General features: G+C 69.3%; 25 protein-coding genes and 1 pseudogene. 15 read left to right on the forward strand and 11 right to left on the reverse strand.

Annotated elements, in window-relative coordinates; genetic code table 11:
* A pseudogene (locus B128_RS12190) lies at positions 1-213 on the reverse strand (hypothetical protein); the annotation flags it as partial.
* Between the two features lie 94 nt (positions 214-307).
* Here B128_RS12190 and B128_RS0102805 point away from each other — a divergent pair.
* The 8 genes from B128_RS0102805 (at position 308) to acnA (ending at position 11,379) form a co-directional block, all read left to right on the forward strand.
* Positions 308-742: a MarR family winged helix-turn-helix transcriptional regulator gene (locus B128_RS0102805; protein WP_026174973.1), complete on the forward strand. Its 435-nt coding sequence runs from the start codon at positions 308-310 to the stop codon at positions 740-742.
* The gene (locus B128_RS0102810) at positions 735-2,003 is read left to right on the forward strand and encodes a TolC family protein (RefSeq protein WP_018110765.1); all 1,269 of its coding nucleotides are present in this window, start codon (positions 735-737) and stop codon (positions 2,001-2,003) included. Before B128_RS0102805 ends, B128_RS0102810 begins: the two co-directional genes overlap by 8 nt.
* Positions 2,000-2,965 (forward strand): TolC family protein, encoded by a 966-nt coding sequence (locus tag B128_RS0102815; protein ID WP_018110766.1) that lies wholly within the window; start codon positions 2,000-2,002, stop codon positions 2,963-2,965. Before B128_RS0102810 ends, B128_RS0102815 begins: the two co-directional genes overlap by 4 nt.
* A gap of 2 nt (positions 2,966-2,967) precedes the next feature.
* On the forward strand, positions 2,968-4,155 hold the full coding sequence (locus tag B128_RS0102820; RefSeq protein WP_026174974.1) for an efflux RND transporter periplasmic adaptor subunit: 1,188 nt from the start codon (positions 2,968-2,970) through the stop codon (positions 4,153-4,155).
* A complete protein-coding gene (locus B128_RS0102825) occupies positions 4,152-7,457 on the forward strand; it encodes an efflux RND transporter permease subunit (protein WP_018110768.1) in 3,306 nt (1,101 codons plus the stop codon). The genes B128_RS0102820 and B128_RS0102825 overlap by 4 nt, the downstream gene beginning before the upstream one ends.
* 4 nt (positions 7,458-7,461) lie before the next feature.
* Positions 7,462-8,214, forward strand: a complete 753-nt coding sequence (locus B128_RS0102830; RefSeq protein ID WP_018110769.1) for an alpha/beta hydrolase — start codon at positions 7,462-7,464, stop codon at positions 8,212-8,214.
* Between the two features lie 4 nt (positions 8,215-8,218).
* Complete coding sequence (locus tag B128_RS0102835) at positions 8,219-8,572, forward strand: carboxymuconolactone decarboxylase family protein (RefSeq protein WP_018110770.1); 354 nt, start codon at positions 8,219-8,221, stop codon at positions 8,570-8,572.
* Between the two features lie 101 nt (positions 8,573-8,673).
* Complete coding sequence (gene acnA / locus B128_RS0102840) at positions 8,674-11,379, forward strand: aconitate hydratase AcnA (protein WP_018110771.1); 2,706 nt, start codon at positions 8,674-8,676, stop codon at positions 11,377-11,379.
* A 47-nt stretch (positions 11,380-11,426) separates the two neighbouring features.
* Here acnA and atpD read toward each other — a convergent pair whose 3' ends face one another.
* Genes atpD through B128_RS0102885 form a run of 9 tightly spaced genes read right to left on the reverse strand, consistent with a single transcriptional unit; the run spans position 11,427 to position 19,819 of the window.
* Positions 11,427-12,098 carry a V-type ATP synthase subunit D gene (gene atpD / locus B128_RS0102845; protein ID WP_018110772.1) on the reverse strand — a complete coding sequence of 224 codons (672 nt, stop codon included), beginning with the start codon at positions 12,096-12,098 and terminating at the stop codon, positions 11,427-11,429.
* Between the two features lie 37 nt (positions 12,099-12,135).
* Positions 12,136-13,569 (reverse strand): V-type ATP synthase subunit B, encoded by a 1,434-nt coding sequence (locus B128_RS0102850; RefSeq protein WP_018110773.1) that lies wholly within the window; start codon positions 13,567-13,569, stop codon positions 12,136-12,138.
* A 9-nt stretch (positions 13,570-13,578) separates the two neighbouring features.
* Positions 13,579-15,315 carry a V-type ATP synthase subunit A gene (locus B128_RS0102855; protein WP_018110774.1) on the reverse strand — a complete coding sequence of 579 codons (1,737 nt, stop codon included), beginning with the start codon at positions 15,313-15,315 and terminating at the stop codon, positions 13,579-13,581.
* A gap of 12 nt (positions 15,316-15,327) precedes the next feature.
* Positions 15,328-15,642, reverse strand: coding sequence for a V-type ATP synthase subunit F (locus tag B128_RS0102860; RefSeq protein WP_211207070.1), 315 nt, complete (start codon positions 15,640-15,642; stop codon positions 15,328-15,330).
* A 2-nt stretch (positions 15,643-15,644) separates the two neighbouring features.
* Entirely contained in the window at positions 15,645-16,616 is a 972-nt protein-coding gene (locus tag B128_RS0102865; RefSeq protein WP_018110776.1) for a V-type ATPase subunit, read from the reverse strand.
* A 3-nt stretch (positions 16,617-16,619) separates the two neighbouring features.
* On the reverse strand, positions 16,620-17,183 hold the full coding sequence (locus B128_RS0102870; RefSeq protein WP_018110777.1) for a V-type ATP synthase subunit E: 564 nt from the start codon (positions 17,181-17,183) through the stop codon (positions 16,620-16,622).
* A 54-nt stretch (positions 17,184-17,237) separates the two neighbouring features.
* Entirely contained in the window at positions 17,238-17,537 is a 300-nt protein-coding gene (locus B128_RS0102875) for a F0F1 ATP synthase subunit C (protein ID WP_018110778.1), read from the reverse strand.
* Between the two features lie 12 nt (positions 17,538-17,549).
* Complete coding sequence (locus tag B128_RS0102880) at positions 17,550-19,508, reverse strand: V-type ATP synthase subunit I (RefSeq protein WP_018110779.1); 1,959 nt, start codon at positions 19,506-19,508, stop codon at positions 17,550-17,552.
* Entirely contained in the window at positions 19,505-19,819 is a 315-nt protein-coding gene (locus B128_RS0102885) for a V-type ATPase subunit subunit G family protein (protein WP_018110780.1), read from the reverse strand. Before B128_RS0102885 ends, B128_RS0102880 begins: the two co-directional genes overlap by 4 nt.
* A gap of 102 nt (positions 19,820-19,921) precedes the next feature.
* On the opposite strand from B128_RS0102885, the gene B128_RS0102890 reads away from it, so the two are divergent.
* Entirely contained in the window at positions 19,922-21,064 is a 1,143-nt protein-coding gene (locus B128_RS0102890; protein WP_018110781.1) for a 23S rRNA (cytosine(1962)-C(5))-methyltransferase, read from the forward strand.
* Here the strand turns inward: B128_RS0102890 and B128_RS0102895 are convergent.
* Entirely contained in the window at positions 21,012-21,422 is a 411-nt protein-coding gene (locus B128_RS0102895) for a hypothetical protein (RefSeq protein ID WP_018110782.1), read from the reverse strand. The genes B128_RS0102890 and B128_RS0102895 overlap by 53 nt on opposite strands.
* A gap of 41 nt (positions 21,423-21,463) precedes the next feature.
* On the opposite strand from B128_RS0102895, the gene B128_RS0102900 reads away from it, so the two are divergent.
* From B128_RS0102900 to B128_RS13325, 6 genes are all read left to right on the forward strand, one after another.
* Entirely contained in the window at positions 21,464-21,673 is a 210-nt protein-coding gene (locus tag B128_RS0102900) for a DUF3248 domain-containing protein (RefSeq protein ID WP_018110783.1), read from the forward strand.
* On the forward strand, positions 21,670-22,041 hold the full coding sequence (locus B128_RS0102905; RefSeq protein WP_018110784.1) for a DUF3809 family protein: 372 nt from the start codon (positions 21,670-21,672) through the stop codon (positions 22,039-22,041). Before B128_RS0102900 ends, B128_RS0102905 begins: the two co-directional genes overlap by 4 nt.
* 21 nt (positions 22,042-22,062) lie before the next feature.
* A complete protein-coding gene (locus B128_RS0102910) occupies positions 22,063-22,737 on the forward strand; it encodes a metal-dependent hydrolase (protein ID WP_018110785.1) in 675 nt (224 codons plus the stop codon).
* The gene (locus B128_RS0102915) at positions 22,730-23,557 is read left to right on the forward strand and encodes a serine/threonine-protein kinase (protein WP_018110786.1); all 828 of its coding nucleotides are present in this window, start codon (positions 22,730-22,732) and stop codon (positions 23,555-23,557) included. The genes B128_RS0102910 and B128_RS0102915 overlap by 8 nt, the downstream gene beginning before the upstream one ends.
* Positions 23,558-25,456: an AMP-binding protein gene (locus B128_RS0102920; RefSeq protein ID WP_018110787.1), complete on the forward strand. Its 1,899-nt coding sequence runs from the start codon at positions 23,558-23,560 to the stop codon at positions 25,454-25,456. It begins immediately after the preceding gene.
* A gap of 4 nt (positions 25,457-25,460) precedes the next feature.
* On the forward strand, positions 25,461-26,146 hold a 686-nt coding region (locus tag B128_RS13325; protein ID WP_040683560.1), incomplete at its 3' end, for a tetratricopeptide repeat protein.

A 26,146-nucleotide genomic window follows, 5' to 3' on the forward strand; every position in this document is an offset into this window, starting at 1 on the left:
GCGGGCCAGTTCCCGGCGCATGCGTTCGCTGGAGAAGCCCAGGAGGGCGCGGACCAGGTGGAAGAGAAAGAGGCTGAGGTCGGAGAAGGTCCTGGGCCTGCCGGGTTTTCTCTCCCCTTCTGGCAAGCGGGCTTGGAGCCATGCCTGGAGCAGGGGGACCAGTTCCTCCAGGGACAGGGGTAGGATGGAAGGGGGCGTCTGGTGTTCTTCCACAGCTCACCAAGCGCCCCCTTTTCCTTTGGCTTGTCAAGGGGGTATGCATTGAATATCCGAAAGGGGGGTTTATGGATATGTATAGTTGAAGAGTATGAATGGTCCGCCCGCTCCCTTGGTGGAGGAACTCTCACGGCTGGGCTACGCCCTGATGCGCCTCCTCCTCTCCCGGGCCAAGGAAGTCTTCGCCCGCGAGGGGCTCTCCCTCCTGCAGGCCGAGGTGCTCCGGCTGGTGAAGGAGGGCGTCCAGGTGCCCTCCCGGCTGGCGGAGCACCTGGAGGTCCTGCCCTCCCAGGTCTCCCACCTCCTGGCCTCCTTGGAGGAAGGAGGCTTCCTCCTGCGCCAGCCCGACCCCGAGGACCGCCGGCGGGTCCACCTCCAGCTGAGCCCCAAGGGGGAGGCCGTGGCCCGGCGCATCCAGGAGGCCTGGCTGGCGGTCTTTGGCCAGCATCTGGGCCGGCTGAGTCCGGAAGAGCTTCTGGCCTTCCGTGACCTCCTGCGCAAGCTCACGGAGGTGGAGCGTGGCTAGACTCCTTTCCCTTCTTCTCCTCCTGGCCCCCGCCTTGGCCCAGACCGCCCTGAGCCCCCTAAGGGAGCATCCCCTCTTCCTCCAGGCCCGAGCCTACCGGGAGGCGGCCCAGAAGGCCCTGGAGGCCCAGGCAAGCCCCATCGCCCTCAACCTCCAGGGAAACTACGCCCGCCTGGGCTACGAGTGCACCCCCGCGGCCCTCTGCCAGAGCCTGCCCCCCACCGGGGGTAGCCTCACCCTGGCCCTGGTCCTCACCCCCCTGCCCTTCGGCGAGGTGCAGGACGGCCTGGAGCGCGCCCAAATTGCCCTCCTGCGGGCCGAGCTGGCCCAACGCCGCACGCTCACCGCCCTCCAGGCCCAGGCGGTGGCCGCCCACGGCCGCTACCAGCAGGCCCTTTTGGGCCAAGCCCTGGCGGAAAAGGGGCTGGAGCTGGCGCAAAAGGCCCTGGAGGCCGCCAGGAAGCGGCAGGTGAGCGCCAAGGAGCTAAGAGAAGCGGAGCTTAACCTCCAGGAGGCGGAAAACCGGCTCCTGGAGGCCAGGCGAGGGGTGGAGCTGGCCCGAAGGGCCGCGGAAGGCCTAGTGGAGCTCTCCCTGCCCCTGCCCCCCATCCCCCCGCCCCGGGGCGGCACGCCTCTTTCCGTGGAGGAGGCCCGCCTGGGCCTGCGGGAGGCCCAAATCGCCTACCAAAGCGCCTTCAGGGCCCTCCTGCCCCAGCTCCAGGCCAGCTACCTGCGCTACCTAAGCGGCAACGATACCCTGGCGCTAAACCTGGGGAGCCGCACCCTGCAACCCACCCTCTCCTACACCCGCCAGGACCCCGCCCGCCAGCCCACGGCCATCCCCAATGCGGGGAGCTACCGCACCCAGGAGGAACTCAGGCTTTCCCTCTCCCTCACCCTCTCCCCCGGGCTCCTGGGGGCCCTCGAGGCGGCCGAGGCCCAGGTGCGGGGCGCGGAGGAGGCCCTGAGGGCGGCAGAGCGCCAGGCCCGGCTGCAGGAGGAAAGCCTCAAAGCCGCCCTAGAAGGGGCGCGGGCCGCTTTGGAGCTGGCCCGGGCCCGCCTGGCCTCCCAGGAGCGGAGCCTGGAGGAGACCAGAGAGCGCCTGGCCCTGGGCCTGGAAAGCCCCCTAGGGCTATTGCAGGCGGAACTCTCCCTGTTGCAGGCAAAACTGGCCCTTTTGCAGGCGGAAAACGACCTGAGGAACCGTATGCTGGAGCTTTACCAGTTCTATGGCGAACCCTTGCCGGAGGTAAACCCATGAGAAAAGCCCTCTTAGCCCTCTTGCTCCTGAGCCCGGCCCTGGCCCAACCCCTTCCCGAGGCCCTGAAGCGGGCCCCGGAGGTGGCGGCGGTGGTCAGCGCCCGGCTGGACTATGAAGTGAAGGCCAAGGACCTGGCCCGCACCCTGCAAGACCCCCTGCGCACCGCCCTGACGGAGCTGCAGGCGCGCCAGGGAGAGGCCCTGGCCCAGGCCCGGCTCCAGCGGGCCCTGGCCCAGGCGGAAAGCGACATCGTGGCCGCCTACGCCCAGGCCCTGGAGGCCACCCTGCAACGGGAGCTGGCGGAGAAGGCCCTGGAGGTAGCGGAGCTAGGCCTGCGGGCCACCGAGGTGCGGGTGCGGGGCGGTGGGGCCACCAGCCTGGACCTCCTGGAGGCGCAAAACCGGGTCCTGGAGGCCAGGAAGAACCTGGATGCAGCCAGGCGGGGCGAGGAAAGCGCCCTGGCCGCCCTGGCCAACCTGGTGGGCCCCTGGAAGCCCGAGGCGGTGCGGGAACTCCCCCCCTTGCCGGGGCCTGAGGTGGTGGAGGCCCTGCTTAAGGCCCACGCCGACCTCCTCCAGCTCAGGCAGTCCCTGGAGCTCATCCGCTTCCAACGGGGGCTTTTGGACGAGGGCTTCGCCCCCAGGAAGGACATCGAGGCCCTCGAGGACCAGGCCCAGACCCTGGAGGCCAACCTGAAGAACCTGGAGCGCTCCCTGCGGCTGGGCCTTCAGAGCCGCCACGCCCAGCTCTCCCCCCTCCTCCAGGGGGTGAAGACCGCCGAGGAGGCCTACCGGGCGGCCAAGGAGCGCTACGCCGCCGAGGAAAAGCGCTTCCAGGCAGGGTTGGCCAGCCGGCTTTCCCTGCTGCAGCAGGAGCTTGCCCTGAAGCAGGCCGCTTTGGCCCTGGAGCAGGCCAAGCACGCCTACCTGAAGGCCTACTACGGCCTCCTGGCCTCGAGGTGACCATGAGACACCAGCTTCTTCTTTTCCCCCTCCTGGCCGCCCTCTTCGCCTGCGCGCCCAAGGAGGCGGAGGCCCCCAAGGGGGAGGCCCCCACCCCTCTGGCGGTCCAGGTGCGGGCCGTGGAGGCCAAGGAAGGCGCCCTGGAACGGGAGGTCCGGGCCTCCGCCACCCTGCAGGCCGAGCGGGACAGCCTGGTGGCCGCGGGGGCCGCGGGCCGGGTGCTAAGGACCCTCCCCCCGGGCACCCGGGTCCAGGCAGGGGAAGGGGTGGTCTACCTGGACCCCGCCCCCTTCCAGGAGGCCCTGGAGGGGGCCCGCCTGAACCTCAAGCAGGCGGAGGCCAACCTGGCCCGGGCAAAAAACCAGGTGGCCGGCAACCGCGCCGCCCTCAAGGCCCAGCTCCTGGCGGCGGAGGCCCAGCTCCAGGCAGCCCAGAGGCGCTACGAGGAGGGCAAGGCCCTCCTGCTGGCCGGGGCCATGGCCCCTCTGGACCTCAAGGCCCTGGAGGCCCAGTACCGCCAGGCGCAAAGCGCCTACGAAAACGCCAAGGAGGCCCTCCTGCGGCTGGAGCGGGGGGAGGACCTAAGGCTCCTTGAGCTCCAGGTGGAAGCGGCCCGCCTCCAGGTGCGCCAGGCGGAGCGGAACCTCAAGGAGAGCGTGATCCGGGCCCCCTTCGCCGGGGAGGTGGTGGAGGTCTTCGTGAAGGAAGGGGAATTCGTGGGCACGGGAAGCCGGGCTTTCCGCCTGGCCACCACCGAGCGGCTTTTGGCCAAGCTCTACCTGCCCCCCGAAGAGGCCCAAGGGCTTTCCCAGGCCACGGCCTTCCTCCTGCGGCAAAACGGCCGTGAGGTCCCCGCCACCCTCCTGCGCCGCACCGACCTCCCCGGGCAGACGCGGCTTCTGGAGGTGGTCCTGAAGCCCGAGGGCACCCTCCTCCCCGGCCCCGCGGAGGTGCGCTACCGGAAGCGGGTGGCCGAGGGGGTCCTGGTGCCCGCCGGGGCGGTGCGGGCCCTGGAGGGGGAGGCGGTGGTCTTCCGGGTAGGGGAGGGCAAGGCCCGGCGGCAGACCGTGCGGCTGGTGGCCCAGGAGGGCGGCCAGGCGGTGGTGGAGGGCCTCGAGCCCGGGGCACCCGTCATCTACCCGGTGCCCGAGGGCCTCCGGGAGGGGGACCCCGTGGAGGTGATCCGGTGAGGGAAAACCCCTTGGTGGCCTTTTTCGTAGAGCGCTTCGTCTTCGCCACGGCCATCTTCATCGGCCTGGTCCTGGTGGGCCTCCTCCTGGGCCTGGGGCTTGGGGTGGAGCTCCTGCCCCGCTTCAGCGTGCCGGTGGTGGCGGTCTCCACCACCTACCCGGGGGCGGGTCCGGAGGAGGTGGCCGAGCAGATCTCCAAGCCCCTGGAGGACGCCCTCTCCACCCTCACCGGGGTGGAGACCATCGGCTCCAGTTCCACCGAGGGCTTCAGCCTGGTCTTCGTCCAGTTCCAGCAGGGGGTGGACGTGGACCGGGCCGCGGTGGAGGCGAGCCAGAAGGTGGCCGCCGCCCGGGGGGCCCTGCCCAGGGACGCCTCCGCGCCCGTGGTGCAGAAGTTTGACCCCTCGGCAAGCCCCATCCTCTACCTGGCCCTCGAGGCCCCGGGGGAGGACCTCTCCCAGGTCTTGCGCTACGCCGAGCGCACCCTCAAGCCCCGCCTGCAACTGGTCCAGGGGGTGGCGGATGTGCGCCTCACCGGAGCCCCCAAGCGGGCCATCCGCGTCTACCTGGACCCGGACCGCCTCCAGGCCCTGGGGGTGGCCCCCGGGCAGGTGGCCCAGGCCCTGGCCACCTCGGCCCTCAACCTGCCCCTGGGGAGCCTCACCGAGGCCGAGCGGCGCCTGGTCTACACCCTGCGCTTCACCCCCGCCACGGCGGAGGAGGTGGCCAACCTCCTCGTGGACGCCTCCCGGGGCCTCCGGGTGCGGGATGTGGCCCGGGTGGAGGAGCGCCCCGAGGCCCCCACCACCCTAAACCGCCTCAACGGCCGCCCCGCGGTGCTCCTGGCGGTGGTCAAGACCCCGGACGCCAACGCCGTGGCCGTGGCCGACGGGGTGAGGGAGGCCCTCAACGAAATCCGCCTGCCCAAGGGCTACCAGGTGGAGGTGGCTCTGGACTCCACCCGCTTCATCCGGGCAGCGGTGGAGGACACGGTGCGGGAGGCCTTCCTGGCCGCCCTGGCCGTGTCCCTGGTGGTCCTCATCTTCCTGGGCAAGCTCAACTCCGTCTTCTCGGTGATCCTGGCCATCCCCATCACCCTCTCGGGGGCCATCCTCCTCTTCGGCGTCCTGGGCTTCACCTACAACCTCATCAGCCTCCTGGCCCTCACGGTGGCGGTGGGCATTGTGGTGGACGACTCCATCGTGGTGGCGGAGAACATTGACCGCTACCGCCGCATGGGGTTTGGCCTCAAGGAGGCGGTGCTCAAGGGGGCCTCGGAGGTCTCCGTGGCGGTGGCCGCCGCCACCTTGAGCCTTCTAGCCGTCTTCCTGCCCATCAGCTTCCTCCCCGGCATCATCGGCCAGATCTTCCAGCAGTTCGGCCTGGGCATGGCCGCGGCCATCGCCGTGAGCTGGCTGGAGGCCCTCCTCTTCCTCACCGTGCGCCTGGCCTACTTCCCCGACCCCGAACCCCCGGCCCTGCGGGTGGCCTTCCAGGTCCTGCGCCTTCTGCCCAAGGACCTCCGCTGGGCCTATACCCGGGGCTTCCGGAGCCCGGTGGGGCTCCTTCTGGGCCTGGGGATGGCCTACCTCCTCTACCGGGAAGGCCCCCTTTACCTCCTCCTCCTGCCCCTCTACCCCGGCCTGCTGGCCCTTCTGCGCTACCTCCTCCGCTTCCTCCTGGACCTGGCCGGGGCCCTTACCCGGGGGCTCCACGGAGGGGCCGAGGCCCTGCTTTCCCGCCTCACCGAGGCGTACGCCCGCAGCCTGGAAGGGGTGCTGAGGCGGCCCGCTTGGGTGCTGGGGGTGGCGGGGCTGGCCTTCCTCTCCATCTTCCCCATCCTGCCCCGGATTCCCTTCAACTTCACCCCCCGTTCCGACACCGGGGTGCTCACCGCCACCCTCCTGCTCCCCAAGGACACTCCCCTGGCCGTGGCCGACCGGGCGGCGCGGGCCCTGGAAGCCCGCTTCCTGGCCCACCCCGCCGTGGCCCGGGTGGTGACCACCGTGGGGGCCAGCGCCACCGGGGGGGCCCAGGTGGGGGACCCCTCCCGGGTCCAACTCCAGATCGTCCTCAAGCCCAAGGGGGAGCGGGAGGACATCTTCGCCCTCACCGAGGCCTTCAACAAGGAGGGGAGGGAAGCCCTAAAGGACTTCCCCGGGGCCGACCTCCGGGTGCTGGCCCAGACCGGCCCCGAGGCGGGGGATGCCGACCTGCAGTTCTTCCTCACCAGCCCCGACCGGGCCCTCCTGGAGAGGCGGGCCGAGGAAATCGTGGCCCTCATCGCCGCCAAGCCCTACGTGCTCAACGTGAAGAGCACCCTCGAGGCCACCCAGCGGGAACGGGTCTTCGTCCCCGACCCGGCCCGGCTCTCCGGCACCGGCCTCACCCCCCAGGACGTGGCCCAGGCCCTGAGGCTCTACCTCACCGGTACCCAGGCGGCCACCGCCCGGCGTAGCGGCGAGGAGCTGGCCATCGTGGTCCAGGCGGACCCCCTGCGCCTCAAGGGGGAAGGGGACCTCCTCTCCCTCCCCATCTACGCCCCCGCCCTCCAGGCCTTCCTGCCCCTGGGAAGCCTGGGACGCTTTGAGGAGCGGCCCAGCCCCACCCTCATCTCCCGCCGCAACCAGGCCTACGCCGCCGGCCTCAACATCAACCTGCGCCCCGAGGCCCCGGGAAGCTTCCAGATCCAGCAAGAACTGGAGGCGGAGCTACGGGAAAAGGGCCTTTTGGGCGACGGGGTGGAGCTCATCGCCACCGGCCTGGGCTCCTTCACGGGAGAGCTGGCCCGGCTTGCCCCCCTGGCCTTCGCCCTGGCCCTGGTGCTCAACTACCTGGTCATCGCCAGCCAGTTCAATGCCTGGCGCTACCCCCTCTACCTCCTCCTGCCGGTGCCCCTGGCCCTGGTGGGGGCCTTCTGGCTCACCTACCTCCTGGGCACGGGCCTGGACGTGATCAGCGTCCTGGGGGTGGTGATGCTCATCGGCCTGGTCACCAAGAACGCCATCCTCCTCCTGGACTTCGCCGTGAAGCGCATGCGGGAAAAGCCCCTGCGGGAGGCCCTGGTGGAGGCCGCTCGGCTCCGCCTCCGCCCCATCCTCATGACCACGCTGACCGTCCTCATCATCAGCCTGCCCCTCCTGCTGGGCACGGGGGAGGGGGCGGAGTACCGGCGCCCCCTGGGGGTTATCATCCTGGGGGGGCTCCTTTCCTCCACCCTGCTCACCCTCTTCGTGGTGCCCGCCGCCTTCTTTGCCTTTGAGGGCCGGCGGGTCCAGGCCAAGGAGCCCGTCCTGAGGTGAAGGCATGGACGCACGCCGGCTTTTCCTCCTCTTTCTGCTGGCGGCCTTGGTCCTGGCGGGCGCGGTGGTGGGGGTGGCCTATTACTTCCTCCGGCCCCTAAAGGCCGAGGCCGCGGCCCAGGAGGCCCTGAAGGCCCCCGGGCTCACGGTACGCGAGGCCCCCTACGGCCTGGAGCTCATCCCCAAGGCCCCCAAGGCCCTCTTGGCCTTCTACCCCGGGGCCCGGGTGGACCCCTTGGCCTACGCCCCCGTGCTGGCCCCCGTGGCCGAGGCGGGCTACCTGGTGGTCTTCCTCCGGGTGCCCTCGGGCATCGCCCTCCTGGCCAAGGAAAAGGCCCTGGAGGCCAAGGCCGCCCACCCCAACCTCCCCCTGGTGGTGGGGGGGCACAGCCTGGGGGGGGTAGCGGCGGCGGAACTGGCCCAGCGGGAAGGGCTTCCCCTCCTCCTCTTCGCCGCCTACCCCGAGGGGGACCTCTCCGGCGAGGCCCTTCCCACCCTGGCCCTCTTCGGCACGGAAGACGGCCTCCTGCCCCCACAGGAGGCCCGGGAAAAGGCCAAGCGCCTGCCCAAGGGGGCCCGGGTGGTCTTCCTGGAAGGCCTGAACCACGCGGGCTTCGGGGCCTACGGTCCACAAAAGGGGGACAAGCCCGCCCAAAGGCCCCGGGAGGCCCTTTGGCGGGAGATCTCCCAGGAGGTCCTCCTCTTCCTGGAAAGCCTCGGCTGGGACACCCCTCCCCCACCCCAGGCGCTACGCTAGGGGCATGGAGCGCACCCACGAGCGCATCCTGGAGGCCATGCGGGCCAACCTGGGGGAGGGGCTCCCCGAGGCCATCCCCCTCCTGGCCGAGAAGGCCCCCGGGCTCCTCCTGGAGCACGGGCGGAGCTGGACCTTCGCCATGCCGGAAAAGGGGGTCCTGGACGAAAGGACCCGCACCCTCATCCTCCTGGGCATCGCCCTGGCCACGGGCTCGGCGAGCTGCGTGAAGGCCATGGCCTACCGGGCCAAGAACCTGGGCATCCCCAAGGAGGCCCTCCTGGAGACCCTGAAGATCGCCCGCCAGGCCCAGGCCAACGCCGTTTTAGGCCACGCCACCCCCCTTTTGGAGGTGTTATAGTGGGGAAGGCCGGGGCGGGCGCCCCCCCTCGGGCGTAAATCTTCCCCCAAAACCAGACCCTATGCCCCTTTGCCCCTTGGGGGAAGGGAAAGGAGTGAGGCGTGAAGGATAGCTTCAAGACCCTGAAGACCCTCAACACAAGGAGCGGCACCTACGGCTACTTTGACCTCCTGGAGCTGGAGCGGCAGGGCATAGCCCCCGTAAGCCGCCTGCCCTTTTCCATCCGGGTCATGCTGGAAAGCCTCCTGCGCAACGAGGACGGCTACCAGGTGACCCGGGAGGACATAGAGGCCTTGGCAGGCTGGAAACCCGAACCCGGGGAGATCAACGTGCCCCTGAAGCTGGCCCGGGTCATCCTCCAGGACTTCACCGGGGTGCCGGCGGTGGTGGACCTGGCGGCCATGCGGGACGCGGTGGCCAAGCGGGGCGGGGACCCGGAGCGCATCAACCCCGTGGTGCCCGCCGACCTGGTCATTGACCACTCCGTCCAGGTGGACGCCTTCGGCACGGCCTACGCCTTCTTCTACAACGTGGAGAAGGAGTACGAGCGCAACCAGGAGCGCTACCTCCTCCTCAAGTGGGCCCAGCAGGGCCTGAAGAACTTCCGGGTGGTGCCCCCGGGCACGGGGATTGTCCACCAGGTGAACCTGGAGTACCTGGCCCAGGTGGTGATGACCCAAGAACGCGACGGCCTCCGCCTGGCCTTCCCCGACAGCCTGGTGGGCACCGACAGCCACACCACCATGGTGAACGGCCTGGGGGTCCTGGGCTGGGGGGTGGGCGGCATTGAGGCCGAGGCGGTGATGCTGGGCCAGCCCTACTACATGCTGGCCCCCAAGGTGGTGGGCTTCAAGCTCTACGGGGAGCTCCCCGAGGGGGCCACGGCCACGGACCTGGTCCTCACCATCACCGAGATCCTGCGCAAGCACGGGGTGGTGGGCAAGTTCGTGGAGTTCTATGGACCCGGGGTCTCCAAGCTCTCCCTGGCCGACCGGGCCACCATCGCCAACATGGCCCCCGAGTACGGGGCCACCATGGGCTTCTTCCCCGTGGACGAGGAGACCCTCAACTACCTGCGGCTCACGGGCCGCCCCGAGGCCCTCATTGAGCTGGTGGAGGCCTACACCAAGGCGGTGGGCCTCTTCCGCACCCCGGAGGCCGAGGAGGCCATCCAGTACTCGGAGCACCTGGAGCTGGACCTCTCCACCGTGGAGCCCTCCCTGGCCGGCCCCAAGCGTCCCCAGGACCGGGTGGCCCTGAAGGAGGTGAAGAAGAGCTTCCTGGCCCACCTCACCAAGCCGGTGAAGGAGCGGGGCTTTGGCCTAAGCGAGGACCAGCTGGGGCGGAAGGTCCTGGTGAAGCGCCAGGACGAGGAGTTTGAGCTCACCCACGGCTCCGTGGTCATCGCCGCCATCACCTCCTGCACCAACACCTCCAACCCCTCGGTGATGCTGGGGGCGGGGCTTTTGGCCAAGAAGGCGGTGGAGGCCGGCCTGGACACCAAGCCCTGGGTGAAGAGCTCCCTGGCCCCGGGTTCCAAGGTGGTGACGGACTACCTGGAGGCCAGCGGCCTCCTGCCCTTCCTCGAGGCCCTGCGCTTCCACGTGGTGGGGTACGGGTGCACCACCTGCATCGGCAACTCCGGCCCCCTGCCCGAGGACATCGCCAAGGCGGTGGAGGAGGGGGACCTGGTGGTGGCCGCGGTGCTCTCGGGCAACCGCAACTTTGAGGGGCGCATCAACCCCCACGTGAAGGCCAACTACCTGGCCTCCCCCATGCTGGTGGTGGCCTACGCCCTGGCGGGGCGCATGGACATCGACTTCACCACCGAGCCCCTGGGCTACGACCCCAACGGCAAGCCCGTCTACCTGAAGGACATCTGGCCCTCCATGGAGGAGATCCAGGAGGCTATCCAGAAGACCCTGGACCCCGAGCTCTTCAAGAAGGAGTACAGCAGGGTCTTTGAGGGGGACGAGCGCTGGCAGGCCCTCCCCGCCCCCACGGGGCAGCTCTACCGGTGGGACGAGGCCAGCACCTACATCCAGAACCCCCCCTTCTTTGAGAACCTGGGCCAGGCCCAGACGGGGGACATCCGCGGGGCCCGGGTGCTCCTGGTCCTGGGGGACTCCGTCACCACCGACCACATCTCCCCCGCCGGGGCCATCCCCGTGAAGAGCCCTGCCGGGCAGTACCTGATATCCAAGGGGGTCAAGCCCGAGGACTTCAACTCCTACGGCTCCCGGCGCGGCAACCACGAGGTGATGATGCGGGGCACCTTCGCCAACATCCGCATCAAGAACCTCATGCTGGACGGGATTGAGGGGGGCTACGCCAAAAAGCTCCCCGAGGGGGAGGTGGACTTCGTCTACAACGTGGCCATGCGCTACAGGGCCGAGGGCACGCCCCTTCTGGTGATCGCCGGCAAGGAGTACGGCACCGGGAGCAGCCGCGACTGGGCCGCCAAGGGCACCTACCTCCTGGGCATCAAGGCGGTGCTGGCGGAAAGCTACGAGCGCATCCATCGCTCTAACCTGGTGGGCATGGGGGTCCTGCCCCTGGAGTTCCTCCCCGGCCAGAACCGGGAGACCCTGGGCCTCACCGGCTACGAGACCTACGACATCCTGGGCCTTGCCGACCTCCATCCCAAGAAGGTGGTGGAGGTGGTGGCCCGCAGGGAGGATGGGAGCGAGGTCCGCTTCCAGGCCCTGGCCCGCCTGGACACCCCGGTGGAAGTGGACTACTACAAGAACGGGGGCATCCTCCAGACCGTGCTCCTCAACATGCTGAAGGAGGCCAAGCCCGAGTAGAAAAGGCCCAGCCCCGGGCCCAGTGGGCCCGGGGCTTTTTTTCTGGCTTAGAGTCCAGCCCCGATTTCCAGCTGGGGGTTGGGCCGCGCTCCTTCCGCCTCGGCCTCGCGGGCCTCAATCTTGCCCTTAATGCGCTTCAGGCGAAAGGTGTCCTCCCGCTCCCGCTGCTCCAGCACCTGCTGGATGAAGCGGATCTGGCCGCGAATGCCAGGGATCACCACCTGTTCCAGGGCGTTTACCCGGCGGGTGGTCTTCTTGATCTCCTCGCCGATCTTCTTCAGGCGGGTCTCGGTGTTGGCCACCCGGACCAGGGCCTCGGCGTAGCGGCGGAAGGCCCGCTGGGCCTCGAGGGTGTAGGCCGGGGTACCCACGGGGGAGAGCACCGCCCCATCGGGAAAGGCCACCTGGAGCCGCGGCACCTTGCTCCCCCAGACGTTTTCCACCTCCGCCCCCACGCCCTCCAAGGGGGGCACCCCCAGGGTGGCGGCGGCCACCGTCTCAGGACCGTCAAAGGCCTGGGCCAGGAGCAGGGCCGCGTAGGCCTCCTGGGCCGCCCGGTTCAGGGCCTTCCGGGCCTCCAGGGCCTCCCGCACCAGGCCGAAGAACTCGGCCACCAGGGCGTCCCGCTTCTTCTTCAGGAGGTCCACCCCCTTCTGCGCCAGGCGGAGCTGTCCCCGCCGCTGCAGAAGGTTCATCCGGGTGGGGCTTACCTGGCTCATTCCTCCACCTCCTCACCTGGGGGCCCCGGGACGGGGCTCAGAGGGCCTGGGGAGCACCCCAGATCTCCTCCAGCTTCTGCCCGTAGTACTTGCCGATGTGGTCCTTGGAGATCCGCTTGAGCTCGCCCTGGGGAAGCATGGAAAGGAGGGCCCAGGCAATCTGCAGGCTCTCCTCAATGGAGCGGTTCTGCTGCCCCTGGTTGATGAAGTGCCGCTCAAAGGCGTCGGCAAACTGCAGGTAGCGACGGTCGTTCTCCGTGAGGGCGTCCTCGCCGATGATGGCCACCAGCTTGCGGATGTCCACCCCGTTGGCGTAGGCGGAGTAGAGCTGGTCGGAGACCTGTTTGTGGTCCTCCCGGGTCTTGCCCTTGCCCACGCCGTTGTTCATGAGCCGGGAGAGGGAGGGCAGGGGGTCAATGGGGGGGTAGATGCCCTTGCGGTGCAGCTCCCGGGAGAGCTGGATCTGCCCCTCGGTGATGTACCCGGTGAGGTCGGGGATGGGGTGGGTGCGGTCGTCGTCGGGCATGGAGAGGATGGGAATCTGGGTCACGGAGCCCTTCTTCCCCACCACCACCCCGGCCCGCTCGTAGATGGTGGCCAGGTCGGTGTACATGTAGCCCGGGTAGCCGCGGCGGCCGGGAATCTCCTCACGGCTGGCCCCAATCTCCCGCAGGGCCTCGCAGTAGTTGGTCATGTCCGTGAGGATGACCAGCACGTGGTAGTCGTGCTCAAAGGCCAGGTACTCGGCCACGGTGAGGGCCATGCGGGGGGTGAGGATGCGCTCAATGGTGGGGTCGTCGGCCTTGTTGAGGAAGAGGACGGAGCGGGAAAGCGCCCCCGTGCGCTCAAACTCCTGGATGAAGTAGGAGAGCTCCCGCTGGGTGATGCCCATGGCGGCGAAGACCACGGCAAAAGGCTCCTCCTCCTCCCCCTCCCCGGAAAGGTCGGGGCGGACCGTGGCCTGGCGGGCAATCTGGGCGGCGATCTCGTTGGCCGGCAGGCCCGAGCCGGAGAAGATGGGGAGCTTCTGCCCCCGCACCAGGGTGTTCATCACGTCAATGGTGGAGATGCCCGTCTGGATGAACTGCTCCGGCTTCTTGCGGGCCACGGGGTTCAGGGGCAGGCCCACGATGGGCAGCCGCTTCTCCGGGGTGATGGGGGGTAGGCCGTCGATGGGCTTGCCGATGCCGTTGAAGCGGCGGCCCAGCATCTCCTTGGAAACCCCCAGGCGGGCCACGTCCTCCACCAGGCTCACGCTGGTGGTGGCCAGGTCCAGGCCCGTAGTCTCCTCAAACACCTGGATGACCGCGTACTCCTCGGAGACCTCAATCACCTGCCCGCCGCGGACCCGGCCGGAGCCGTCCTTGATGTCCACGATGGCCCCGTAGGCCAGGTCCTTGGCGTTCTCCACGAAGAGCAGGGGCCCCGAGATGTAGGTGATGCCCGTGTACTCCTTCTTCAAGAGGTCCATCCTTCCCTCCTAGGCCAGGGCCTTGAAGGCCCCGTCAATCTCCTTCATGGCCTCCTCAAAGTAGCCGGGGAACGCCTCCTCGCTCACGTAGCGGGCCCGGCCGATGCGCTCAATGACCGGGAGGCCCAGGATCTCGTCAATGGAGACCCCGCGGCGGATGGCGGCCTCGGCCTCCTTGTACAGGGTGAGGATCATCTTCATGATGCCGTAGGCCTTGGCCATGGAGCAGTAGGCGTCCACCTCGTGGTAGGCGTTCTGCTGCAGGAAGTCCTCGCGGATGATGCGGCCCACCTCAATCACCAGGCGCTCGGCGTCCTGGAGGGCATCAGGCCCCACCAGCTGCACGATTTCCTGCAGACCCGCCTCCCGCTGCAGGAGCTCGGAGATGGCGTCCCGGAGCTCGGGGTAGTCCGGGGCCACGTTCTCCCGGTACCAGGGGTCCAGGGCCCCGGTGAAGAGGGAGTAGGAACCGTTCCAGTTGATGGCCGGGAAGTGGCGCCGGAAGGCCAAGGAGGCATCCAGACGCCAGAAGGCCCCCACGATGCGCAAGGTGGACTGGGTCACGGGCTCGGACATGTCACCGCCCGGAGGGGAAACCGCGCCCACAATGGTCACCGCCCCCTCCTCACCCCCCAGGGTGACCACCTTGCCCGAGCGCTCGTAGAAGGCGGCCAGGCGGGCGGCCAGGTAGGGGGGGTAACCCTCTTCCGCGGGCATCTCCTCTAGACGGCTACTGATCTCCCGCAGGGCCTCAGCCCAGCGGCTGGTGGAGTCGGCCATGAGGGCCACGGAGAAGCCCTGGTCGCGGAAGTACTCGGCGATGGTCACCCCCACGTAGATGCTGGCCTCCCGGGCGGCCACGGGCATGTTGGAGGTGTTGGCGATGAGCACCGTGCGGTGCATGAGGGGCCCCCCGGTCTTGGGGTCGGTGAGCTCGGGGAACTCCACCAGCACATCGGTCATCTCGTTGCCCCGCTCCCCGCAACCCACGTAGACCACCACGTCCGCGTTGGACCACTTGGCCAGGGACTGCTGGGTCACGGTCTTGCCGCTCCCGAAGGGGCCGGGAATGGCCGCAGTGCCCCCCATGGCCACGGGGAAGAGGACGTCCAGGATGCGCATGCCCGTGAGGAAGGGGGTGTTGGGGTCCAGCTTGCGTTGCACAGGGCGGGCGCGGCGCACCGGCCAGGTGTGGTACATCCTGAGCTCCGTGCCGTCCTCCAGGACCACCACCGGCTCCTCCACCGTGTACTCCCCGGCGGGCTTAACCTCCTTCACCCGGCCCTTCACGTCCGGGGGCACCAGGATCTTGTGGGTGAAGCCGTACTCGGGCACGGTGCCCAAGACCATGCCGCCCCTGACCTCGTCCCCCGGCTTCACCCTGGGGGTCCAGGCCCACTTGCGCTCCCGGTCCAGAGCGTGGACCACCACGCCCCGGGTGATGTAGATGCCGGTCTTCTCCTGGATGCGCTCCAGGGGGCGCTGGATGCCGTCGTAGATGCCGTTGAGCATCCCGGGGCCCAGCTCCACCGCCAAAGGAAGCCCGGTGGAGACCACGGGCTCCCCCACCTTGAGGCCTGAGGTGTCCTCGTAGACCTGGACGAAGGCGGTGTCGCCGTCCAGGCGGATGATCTCCCCCACCAGGCCCTCGTGGCCTACCTTGCAGATGTCGTACATGCGGGCCCCGGTCATGCCCTTGGCGATCACCGCCGGGCCCGCGATCTTCTCAATCACCCCTTGGATCATCTTCCCTCCATTCTACAGCTTGATGTCAAAGCCGATGGTCCTGCGCACCAGCTCGCGCATGTAGCCTTCCACGTCGGGGTTCTGGAAGGCCTCCTTGAGGCCGGCCACGGGCAGGAGGACGGGCAGGTCCTTGCCCCGCATGAGGCGCTCCACGGCCTTCTCGGGCTCGGGCAGGAGGCTTTGGTCCACGGCCACCAGGGCATACCCCCCGGCCTGGACCAGGGCCTCCAGACGGGCTTTGGCCTCCTCCGCGGAGGCGACCCCGTAGGCCTCGAGGCCCGCCAGCCGAAAGCCCGTGGCGGCATCGGGATCGGCGATCACCGCAATCCTCATGGGCAGACCACCTCCTCCTCCACCTGCGCCCGGGGCAGGCCGAAGTAGGCCCTGCGGGCCAGAAGCCTGAGGCGCATGGCCTCCCACTCCCGCTCCTTCACGTAGGCCAGAACCAGGCCAGCCCCCAGAGGGTCAGCGGCCCCTTTGCGGGCCTCCCGGAGGAGAAGGCAACGCAGGCGCTTCTCCAACTCCTTCAGGTCCCTCACCCCGGCCAGGGGGGCGAAGGGGGTCCCCGAAAGCTCGTCCAATACGGCGTAATCCCCTTCCAGAAGGCGGGCGAAGCGCACCCGGTCCAGGAAGCGCCCACCGCGGATGAAAAGGCCCTCAGGGGCCACGTCCTGCCCCTGAAGCTTGAAGGCGGTGCGCAGGTTCTCCGCGTCCACCTCCAGGGTGAGGTAGTCCCGCAGGGCAGGGGCCTCCAGGGCCTTAGCCGCCTTCACCACACCCTCAAAGAAACGCTTGGCCAATAGGGCCTCCACCCGCCCCAGGTCCTGGGTCTCCCGCAACACGCTCCGCAAGGCCCGGGCCAGGGGATGACCGGGCACCGCGAGGACCTGGGCCATGCCCGCGGCATCCTGGGCCTCGTAGGCCTGCCGCCAAAGGACCTCCGGCACCGTCCCCGGCAGGAGGAGAACCTCCTCAAAGGGGCGGCCGGTGGCCTTGGCCCGCAGGACCGCCTGCAGGTTGGTGAGGTCGTTGCGCAGGAGGAGGAGCCGGACCGCCTCCCTGGCCTCCCCGCTCACCAGGCGGGGGAGGTCCCCCACCAGCCTGGCCTGGGTGCGGCCGATGGCCCGGTCCACCTCGGGCAGGGCCTGGCCGGAGAGTTCCTGCCCATAGACGCTCTCCGAGAGGAGGCGAAGGAAGTCCGGGTAGGGCAGGTCCAGGGCCTCCTGGAAAAAGCTCTCCTTCAGGAGCCCCGCCCGCCGGGCCCGCACCCGGGCGTTAAGGTAGCCGAAGTCGTCCGCCATGGCCTAGCCCCAAAGCGCCTGGGCTACCCGGGAAGAAAGGGCGTCCCAGGCCCGCTCCAGCCGGCTTTCCAGGGCGTTTTCCACCTGGGTCTTCCCCCCCTTGCCCACGGCCCGCACCCCCAGGCGCAGGGTGGGGTCAGCCCTGAGCTCCAGCCCCCCGCGGGCCAGAGGCTCCAGGTGGGGCAGGTTCTCGGGATGGGAGACCAGGGCCTCGGGCTCGGGCAGGGCGGAAAGCGCCTCCTCCGCCAGCTTGCGCACCACCTCCGGCCACTCGGGCTTCTCCGGCAGGCTCAAAAGGGCCTCGCGCACCCGGGCCTTCACCTGGGCCAGCACCTCCCCCCTGGCCTCGGTGCGGGCGGTGGCCAGGAGGAGCTCGCCCGCGCTCTCCGCCCGGCGCAAAGCCGCCTGCCGCTGGCCCTCGAGGGCCCGCTTCTTGGCCGCCAGAAGGGCCTCGGCCCGGCCTTGGGCCTCCTGGCGCAGGGCCTCCGCCTTGGCCTTGGCCTCGGCCAGGAGGGCCTGAATCTCGGCCTCCACCTCCTGGCTCAAAATGGCTTCCAGTTTGGACATCATCCCTCCTTGGGAAAGGGCCCAGCCCATGGGGGGCTGGGCCCAAGAAGCCCTTTAGAGCTTGCCGTTCAGGATGAAGGCGATGAGGAGGCCGAAGATCACCAGGGTCTCGGGGAGGAGGAGGAAGATGAGGGCGGTACCGAAGTTCCCCCGATCCTCGGCGATGGCCCCCACGCCCGCCGCCCCGATGCGCGCCTGGGCCACGCCGGTACCCAAGGCGGCTAGGCCCACCGCCAGACCCATGCCCACGGCGATGAGGCCGCGGTCAAGCCCCTGGGAGGCCGCCGCCTCCTCCGCCGCCAAGGCCAGAGCGCCGAAAACCGCCACCAGAACCAGAACCAGAAGCTTCTTCATCTCTTTCCCTCCCTATTGCGTCTCGCGGACGCTTTTGAACGGCCGGTAAGGCCTGCCGTTCTCCTCGTAGAAACCAAACTTGGTGAAGAACTCCACCCAGATGAGACGGATGGGCTGGAGCATGTGCCCCAGGGTGGTGAGGAGGAGGATGAGGAGGTGGAGGACCCCCGCCACCACGATGCCCAGAAGTACTCCAAGAAGCCCCAGCCGCTCGGCCAGGGCAAAGCCCACATCGGTGAGAAGGCCGGCCAGGATACCCCCCGCCGCCCCCACCGCGTAGATACGGATGTGGGAGAGGATGTGCCCCGCCTGGGTGAAGATCTCCGGGATCATGAGCCAGATGCGGCTCATGAGGACCGCAAGCAGGAAGAGGCCAAACCCCAGGTACATGAGGCCCGAAAGCCAGGGAGCCTGCAGGTTGCCCAGGTAGGAGGCCGCCAGGGCCAGGATGCCCACCAGGCCGCCCAGGTACCCCACCCCCTCCCAGAAGTGGGCCATGTGGTGGTGCTTGAGGCCCAGGTAGGCCCGCAGGGCCAGGCCCCAGAAGACCATCACCACCCCAAAGGCCACGGAGAGGAGGATGAGGAGGTTGGCGGTCTTGGCGGTGTCAATGCGGTGGATGAGGATGGGGATGAGCCCGGGGTGCTCGGGGGTGCCGAACACCCCCAGGTGCTCCAGGAAGGTGCCGAAGAACTCCCCGTAGACCACCCCCCAGACCACGGTCCAGAAGACCATCCAGTTCAGGATGTGGACCAGCTTGGCGATGACCGGGGGCTTGAGCTTGAGGGCAAAGAGGTCGATGACCAAAGGCTCGTTGCGCTTCACGAACCCGGAAAGCCAGCGCCCCAGGAGGAGGAAGAGCAGGGCGTAGCCGATGTCCCCCACGATCATGCCGAACCAGAAGGGGAAGAAGACGGGCACGATGGGGGTGGGGTCAATGGAGCCGTACTTGGGGGTGTTGAGGAAGCCCACCAGAAGCTCAAAGGGCTTGGCCCAGGGAGGGTTGTCCAGGGCCACGGGAATGCGGTCCGCCTCGTGGTGCTCGTCCACGGGCTCAAAGGCGTAGACCACCCCCTCCTTGTGCCGGCTGAGGGCCTCCTCCACCCGCCCCTTGGCCTTCACCGGCACGTAGCCCAAGAGGGCAAAGCCAAAGCGCCCCGCGGCCAGCTCCTCCAGGGCCTTGAGGCGGGCCACCTCGTCCTTGGCCCGGGTCCAGAGGCTCTGCAGGGTGGAGCTGGCTTCCTGGGCCAGCTTGTAAAGGGCCTGCCGCACCTCGGAAAGCTCCCTGGGGGCGGCCTCGGCCCGCTCCTTGAGCCTCTGGGCCGCCTCGGAGAGGGGAAGCTCCCCTAAGGCCCCAGGAAGCCTCAGCTCGGCAAGCCCAGCGCGGGAAAGGGCGGCCTTGGCGGCCTCCAGGTCCTGGCGGAGGACCACCACCAAGGCGGCAAGCCCGCCGGCATAGGCCTCTGCGCCCAGGAGGAAGCGGTCCTCCAGGGCCTTGCGCAGGGCCTCCTCCACCAGGGGAAGCTCCTTCTCGCTGGCCAGGAAGGGGATCACCCGGAAAAATGGGCTCTTGTCCAGGCCCTGGGCCAGGGCAGAAAGCCTCTCCAGAGGCTCCAGGTAGGCCCGGGCCAGGGCCAGCTCCTCCTCCAACTCCTGCTTCTGCTTAAAAAGCCCCTCGGCGTGGGCCTGGATGGGGGACAGGGCCTTTTCGGCGGCGGCAAGGCCTTCGGGGAAGGGCCGGCCAGGCTCCACCTCCTGCCCCAGAAGGGCCAGGGTGTGCTCGGCCCCGGCGGCCACCGCTTCCCAGCGCCTCAGCTCCTCCCGCTCCTCCGGGGAGAGGCGGTACTCGGCCAAGGCCTCCACCCGCAGGGTCTCCAGGTGCACCACCCCCGCCTGCTGCAGGCTCTGGAGAAGCTCCTTAGCCCGGCCCTTAGGGCCGGCCAGGACCAGCTTCTCCATGGGGGCGATCACGGCAGGACCTCCCGAAGCACCAGGGCCACGGCCTCCTCCAGCCGTCCCCCGGCCCGCTCCTTCACCTCCCGGACCTCCGCTTCCGCCTGGGCCCGGTAGCGGGCCAGGAGGGCCTCGGTCTCCTTGGCCTCCTTCTCCCGGTACTCGGCCTCCAGGGCCTTGGCCTTAGCCTCCGCCTCCTCCAAAAGGGCCTTGGCCTCGGCCTCCGCCTTTTGGACCAGCGCCTCCGCCTCCTTCCTGGCGGCCTCGAGGCGGGCCAGGAGTTCCTTCTCCTTTTCCGCTAGGCTCTTGATAAGTCCCAGGCCTCCCATCGCCCCTCCATTTCGTGAAAAGATGCGCAAATCGCGCCCGCCGGTCATGATACCGGCCCTGGGGGCAAGCGTCAACCAACCCCGCCTAAGTATACTTAGGCGGTGAGGATTCTCGTCAACGAACGCGGGGCAGAAAGGCTCCTTTCCCGCCACCTGTGGGTGTTTCGCCGCGATGTGCTCTCGGGGCCCGATACTCCGGGGCTTTTCCCCGTGTACTGGGGTAAGCGCTTCCTGGCCCTGGCCCTTTACAACCCGCACACGGACCTCAGCGTGCGCGCCTACCGCTTCCGCCCGGGAGACCCTATAGAGGCCCTCCTGGAAAACCTGGACCGGGCCCTGGCCCGCCGCCAGGCCGCCCTGGCCACCGAGCCCGAAGGGGGCTTCCGCCTGGTCCATGCGGAAGGGGACTTCCTGCCGGGGCTGGTGGTGGACTACTACGCGGGGCACGTGGTGGTGCAGGCCACCGCCCACGCCTGGGAGGGGCTTTTACCCCAGGTGGCGGAAAGGCTCCGCCCCCTGGCAAGGAGCGTGCTGGCCAAGAACGACGCCAAGGCCCGGGAACTGGAGGGGCTCCCCCTTTACGTGCGCCCCCTCTGGGGGGAACCCCCGGCCCAGGCGGTGGTCCGGGAGGGAGGGGTGCGCTACCTGGTGGACCTCCAGGGGGGTCAGAAGACCGGGGCCTTCCTGGACCAGCGGGACAACCGCATCCTCATGGAGCGCTTCTCCGGAGAAAGGGCCCTGGACGTCTTCAGCTACGCGGGGGGGTTCGGCCTCCATCTGGCCCTGGGGTTCAAGGAGGTGATCAGCGTGGACAGCTCCCGGGAAGCCCTGAAGCGGGCCGAGGAGAACGCCCGGCTCAACGGCCTTTCCCTGAAGACCCTGGAGGCCAACGCCTTTGACCACCTGCGCCAGTTGGAAAAGGCGGGGGAGCGCTTTGACCTCATCGTCCTGGACCCCCCGGCCTTCGCCAAGGGGAAGAAGGACCTGGAAAGGGCCTACCGGGCCTACAAGGAGGTAAACCTAAGGGCCATCAAGCTCCTCAAGGAGGGGGGCCTCCTGGCCACCGCCAGCTGCAGCCACCACCTGAGCGAGCCCCTCTTCTACCAGATGCTGGCGGAGGCGGCGGCCGACGCCCACCGGACCCTCCGGGTGCTGGAAAGGCGGGGCCAGGGGTGGGACCACCCCGTCCTCCTCAACCATCCGGAGACCCACTACCTGAAGTTTGCCCTGCTAGAAGTTCTCTGAGCCGGGCTGTCGCCTCCTGGGGGTCGGGCAGGGGAAGGGGCAGGCGCTCGCCGCCCTTAAGGGTGAGGAGGACCACCCTGCGCCCCCGGGCCAGGGGCCCCGCGGGCCAGAACCCCTCCTCCACCGCCTGCACCTGGTCCAGGGAGATGGAGCGGCCGAGGCCCAGGGGGGGTTGGAGGTGGAGGCGGTCCGGAAAAAGCCGCAACCGCCACCCCCGGGCCAGCCGCCACCAGGGATAGAGGAGGAAAAGGGCCTGCCAGGGAGCCTCCCCCAGGAGGAAGGCCAGGCCGAGGAGGGCCACACCCCCCCAGAAGGCCAGGGGGGAAAGGCCGGAAAAGGCCAGCTCCCAAAGGGGCATCCCACCCCCATTATGGGCCGGCGAAGGGGTAGACTGAAGGGGTGGAGAAGGACCTGCTGGAAGCCCTAGGCCCCCACCTGGTGTGGCGCATCGGCCGGGCCGAGGAGGAGGAGGTGCTGGTGGTGCGGGTGGGCCTGGCCTCGGCCACGCCCCGCTTCCGGGAGCTCCCGAGGCTTTTGAACATTCCTGACCCGGAGGTGGCCCGCCTGGCCAAGGAGGGCCGGGTGCGGGTGGAGTGGGTGGAAGGATGAGGACCAGGGTCCACCTCAGCCTAAACGGGCACCTGCCCCAGGGCCTGCCCCTCGAGGTCCACCTGGAAGGCCAGGAGGTGCGGGGGACCCTCCGCCAGGAGAACCCCATCTTGGGCGAGCTGGTCCTGCCCTTCGCCTCGAGGCTGGAGGGGGATAGGCTCTTGCCCCTGCCCCTCACCCCACCCTACCTGCGCGTTGGGGGACGGGCCCGGCCCGGCCGGGAGGGGACTTTTCTGGAGCTGGAGCTGGAGCTGGTCCTGCCGCCAGGGGGCAAATGGGGGGAGCGGGCCCTGGGCCGCATCCTGGAAGCCCTCTTCCTCCGGTCCTTGGAAGGCGCCCTTTCCCAACCCTCCCCTCCTTGGGTATAGTGCCCTCTAAAGGAGGTACCCATGGTGGAGATCCGGTATCTAGGCCATTCGGCGGTCTGGCTTTCCGACGGCAAAACCCGGATCGTGATAGACCCCTTCCTCACGGGGAACCCCCTGGCCGCGGCGGGGGTGGGGGAGGTGCAGGCGGACCTGATCCTGGTCACCCACGCCCACGGGGACCACTTCGGCGACAGCGTGGCCCTTTCCAAAAAGGGCGGAACGGTGGTCTCCACCTTTGAAATCGCCACCTATGCGGAGAAGCACGGGGCCAAGAGCGTGCCCATGAACATCGGGGGCACCTACCGCTTCCCCGGGGGCTGGCTCAAGTGGGTCCCCGCCTGGCACTCCTCCAGCTTCCCCGACGGCACCTATGGGGGCATGCCCATGGGGGTGGTGGTGGAGCTGGGGGGAAAGCGCCTGTACCACGCAGGGGACACCGCCCTCTTCTCGGACATGCGCCTCATCGGGGAACTGGGCCTGGACCTGGCCTTTTTGCCCATCGGGGACCACTTCACCATGGGCCCTGAGGACGCCCTGAAGGCCCTGGAACTCCTCAAGCCCAAGAAGGTGGTGCCCATCCACTACAACACCTTCCCTCCCATCCGGCAAGACGGCGAGGCCTTCGCCCACAAGGCCCAGGAGCGGGGCGTGGAGGGGCACGCCCTGAAGCCCGGAGGGGTGCTGGTCCTTGAGTAGCCTGAGGCGCAAGGACTTCCGCCTCCTCATGCTCCTGGGCCTGGGCCAGACCGCCCAGGTCTACCTGGCGGAGGGCCCCAAGGGGGAGCGGGTGGCCCTGAAGCTCCCCCGCAAGGAGGTGCGCCAGGACCCCAGGTTGGCGGAGCGCTTCGCCCGGGAGGTCTCCCTTTCCCTCTCCCTGAAGCACCCCCACCTGGTCCAGGGGCTCCACGGCGTGCCCCTGGGGGAGGAGGCCTTTTTGGCCCTGGAGCACATGGAGGGGACCCTGGAGGAAAGGATCCTCAAGGGAACCTTGCCCCAGGAAGAGGCGGTGAAGGCCCTTTTGCAGGTGGGGGAGGCCCTCCTCTTCCTGCAGCAGAAGGGCTTCCTCCACCAGGACGTGAAGCCCTCCAACGTCTTCGTCAAAGGGGGGGTCTACAAGCTGGGGGACCTGGGCACCCTGCGCCCCCTGGGGGACCGCACCCCGGAGTACGCGGGAAGCCCCCACTACCTGGCCCCCGAGCTCTTCCTGGGGGGCCTGCCCAGCCCCAAGAGCGAGGCCTACGCCTTCGGGGTCATGACCTACGAGCTCCTGACGGGAAAGCGGCCCTTCCGGGGGGAGACCCTGGAGGCCCTTCGGGAGGCCCACCTCCTCCTGCCCCCACCCCCCACCCGCCTCCCTCCCCGCCTGGACAGGGCCCTGCGCCGCATCCTGGCCAAAAACCCCGAGGAGCGCCTGGACCTCAAGGCCTTCCTGGAGGTGCTCAAGGACCCCGAGGGGCGGGACACGGCAGAGCCCAAGCCGGAAAAACCCCGGCGCTTTCCCTTCTGGAGGAAGTGAATGGAACCCGTCTGGTACCCTGACCCCCTAGAGGCCCAGGCCACCCGGCTTTTCCGCTTCATGGAGGCCTTGGGCTTTGCGGACTACGGGGCCTTCTACCGCTACAGCGTGGAGGAGCCCGAGGACTTCTACCGCCAGTTCTTCGCCCACCTGGGCCTGCCCTGGCAGAGGCCCTACGCGAGGGTGATGGAGGGAGGCTTCCCCTTCCCCCGCTTCTTCGTGGGGGGGGAGCTCAACCTGGCCGAGGCCGCCCTCCGCCACGAGCCCAGCCGGCTGGCCCTCCTCCACGAAACCGAAGAAGAGGCGGTGCGGAGCCTCACCTATGGGGAGCTCCGGGCTGAGGTGGCCCGGGTAGCCGCGGGCCTTAAGGCCTTGGGGGTTGAACGGGGCGACCGGGTGGGGCTTTGGATGCCCATGGGCCTCGAGGCCGCCACCCTCCTCCTGGCCACCGCCTGGATCGGGGCCATCGCCATCCCCATCTTCTCCGGCTACGCGGCCGAGGCCGCCAGCGTGCGCCTTAAAGACGCCAAGGCCAAGCTCCTGGTGGCGCAGGATGGCTTTTTGCGCCGGGGAAGGCGGGTGGAGCTCCTCCTCGAGGCCCGCAAGGCCCAGGCCCTGGCAGAGACGCCCAAGCTGCTGGTGGTGCGGCGCCTGGGCCTGCCCCTTTTGCCGGAGGAGGCCGACTACGGGGCCCTTTCCGGGGAGGCCTTCCCCCCGGAGGCCATGGGGAGCATGGACCCCTTCATGCTCATCTACACCTCCGGCACCACCGGCCGCCCCAAGGGCACCGTCCACTACCACGCCGGCTTCCCCCTGAAGGCCGCCTTGGACCTGGCCCTCCTCTTTGACCTCCGGGAGGAGGACCGGCTCTTCTGGTTCACCGACCTGGGCTGGATGATGGGCCCCTGGGCCATCCTGGGGGGCCTCCTCCTGGGGGCCACGGTTTTCCTCTACGACGGGGCCCCCGACCACCCCGGGCCCGACCGGCTCTGGCGCCTGGTGGCGGCCCACCGCATCACCCACCTGGGCCTCTCCCCCACCCTGGTGCGGGCCCTGATCCCCTTTGGGGAGGAGCCGGTGCAGAGACACGACCTCTCCTCCTTAAGGGTCCTGGGCTCCACGGGGGAGCCCTGGAACCTGGAGCCCTACCTCTGGTTCTTCCGGGTGGTGGGGGAGGAACGGCGCCCCATCGTGAACTACTCCGGGGGCACCGAGGTCTCGGGGGGCATCCTGGGCAATGTCCTCCTCCGCCCCATCAAGCCCATGGGCTTCAACACCGCGGTGCCCGGGATGCGGGTGGCCGTGCTGGACGAGGGGGGCCATCCCGTGGTGGGCAAGGTGGGGGAGCTGGCCGTCCTTGCCCCCTGGCCGGGCATGACCAAGGGGTTCTGGCAGGACGAGGCCCGCTACCTGGAGGCCTACTTCGCCAAGGTCCCCGGGGTCTGGGTCCACGGGGACCTGGCCCTCCTGGACGAGGAGGGACACTTCTTCATCCTGGGCCGCTCCGATGACACCCTGAAGGTGGCGGGCAAGCGGGTGGGCCCCGCCGAGGTGGAGACCGCGGCCATCGCCCATCCCGCCCTCAAGGAATGCGCCGCCATCGGTATTCCCCACCCGGTGAAGGGGGAGGCCATCGTCCTCTTTGCGGCCCTGAAGCCGGGCCACACCCCCTCCCCCGAGCTGGCGGAGGAGGTGGCCGAGCGGGTGGCCGAGGCCCTGGGCAAGCCCCTCAAGCCCGAGCGGGTCCTCTTCGTGCCCGACCTGCCCAAGACCCGCAACGCCAAGGTGATGCGCCGGGTGGTGCGGGCGGCCTTCCTGGGCCAGGACCCCGGGGACCTCTCCGCCCTGGAAAACCCCGAGGCGGTGGAGGCCATCCGCCGGTTGGCCCAAGAGGGCTAGGTCCATGGGGAAGGTCTTCCTGGGCCTTCTCCTGGCGTTGGGGATGGGGCTGGCAGGGCCCCTGGAGGAGGCCCGGGGCCACTACAGGGCAGGGCGGATGGGGGCGGCCCTCGAGGCCCTAGCCCCGCTCCTGCAAAGCCCCAACCCCCCGGAGGAGGCCCTGACCCTCCAGGGGTTTGCCCTCTACCGCCTGGGCAGGCCTGAGGAGGCCCTTTACCCCTTCGCCCGCCTGGTGGGCACCCTAAGGGGGGGCGCCGAGGCCCTCTACGGCTTCGGCCTGGCCCTCCGGGCCCTGGGGGACGTGGAAAGCGCCCGGAGCGCCCTGGAGGAAGCCCTGAGGCGGGGCTACCGGGAGGCGGAGGAAGTCCTCAAAACCCTCCCCCCCACCCCACCCCCCCTCCCCAAGGCCCGCAAGGCCCCGCCCCCCTTCACCGCCCGGGAGGGGCGGTTCTTCGTGGAGGGGAAGCCCCTCCAGGTGCAGGGGGTCAACCTGGGAGTGGCCCTCCCCGGCCGCTTCCCCGCCCAGTTCCCCCAGGAGGTCTGGCTCTACCGGGCCTGGCTGGAACTCCTCTTTGGGATGGGGGCCAACGCGGTACGGGTCTACACCCTCCTTCCCCCCGCCTTCTACCAGGCCCTGCGCGGCCACAACCTGAGCCACACAAGGCCCCTCTACCTCTTCCAGGGAGTCTG

Origin of the sequence: Thermus igniterrae ATCC 700962, from assembly GCF_000376265.1 — a bacterium.
GTDB lineage: Bacteria > Deinococcota > Deinococci > Deinococcales > Thermaceae > Thermus > Thermus igniterrae.

What these genes read in the sequence shown, in the direction of transcription:
- B128_RS0102805 (WP_026174973.1), top strand. Translation starts at nt 308, where the DNA reads ATGAATGGTCCGCCCGCTCCCTTGGTGGAGGAACTCTCACGGCTGGGC.
- B128_RS0102815 (WP_018110766.1), top strand. Translation starts at nt 2,000, where the DNA reads ATGAGAAAAGCCCTCTTAGCCCTCTTGCTCCTGAGCCCGGCCCTGGCC.
- B128_RS0102820 (WP_026174974.1), top strand. Translation starts at nt 2,968, where the DNA reads ATGAGACACCAGCTTCTTCTTTTCCCCCTCCTGGCCGCCCTCTTCGCC.
- B128_RS0102830 (WP_018110769.1), top strand. Translation starts at nt 7,462, where the DNA reads ATGGACGCACGCCGGCTTTTCCTCCTCTTTCTGCTGGCGGCCTTGGTC.
- B128_RS0102835 (WP_018110770.1), top strand. Translation starts at nt 8,219, where the DNA reads ATGGAGCGCACCCACGAGCGCATCCTGGAGGCCATGCGGGCCAACCTG.
- atpD (WP_018110772.1), bottom strand. Translation starts at nt 12,098, where the DNA reads ATGAGCCAGGTAAGCCCCACCCGGATGAACCTTCTGCAGCGGCGGGGA.
- B128_RS0102850 (WP_018110773.1), bottom strand. Translation starts at nt 13,569, where the DNA reads ATGGACCTCTTGAAGAAGGAGTACACGGGCATCACCTACATCTCGGGG.
- B128_RS0102855 (WP_018110774.1), bottom strand. Translation starts at nt 15,315, where the DNA reads ATGATCCAAGGGGTGATTGAGAAGATCGCGGGCCCGGCGGTGATCGCC.
- B128_RS0102865 (WP_018110776.1), bottom strand. Translation starts at nt 16,616, where the DNA reads ATGGCGGACGACTTCGGCTACCTTAACGCCCGGGTGCGGGCCCGGCGG.
- B128_RS0102870 (WP_018110777.1), bottom strand. Translation starts at nt 17,183, where the DNA reads ATGTCCAAACTGGAAGCCATTTTGAGCCAGGAGGTGGAGGCCGAGATT.
- B128_RS0102875 (WP_018110778.1), bottom strand. Translation starts at nt 17,537, where the DNA reads ATGAAGAAGCTTCTGGTTCTGGTTCTGGTGGCGGTTTTCGGCGCTCTG.
- B128_RS0102885 (WP_018110780.1), bottom strand. Translation starts at nt 19,819, where the DNA reads ATGGGAGGCCTGGGACTTATCAAGAGCCTAGCGGAAAAGGAGAAGGAA.
- B128_RS0102895 (WP_018110782.1), bottom strand. Translation starts at nt 21,422, where the DNA reads ATGCCCCTTTGGGAGCTGGCCTTTTCCGGCCTTTCCCCCCTGGCCTTC.
- B128_RS0102905 (WP_018110784.1), top strand. Translation starts at nt 21,670, where the DNA reads ATGAGGACCAGGGTCCACCTCAGCCTAAACGGGCACCTGCCCCAGGGC.
- B128_RS0102910 (WP_018110785.1), top strand. Translation starts at nt 22,063, where the DNA reads ATGGTGGAGATCCGGTATCTAGGCCATTCGGCGGTCTGGCTTTCCGAC.
- B128_RS0102920 (WP_018110787.1), top strand. Translation starts at nt 23,558, where the DNA reads ATGGAACCCGTCTGGTACCCTGACCCCCTAGAGGCCCAGGCCACCCGG.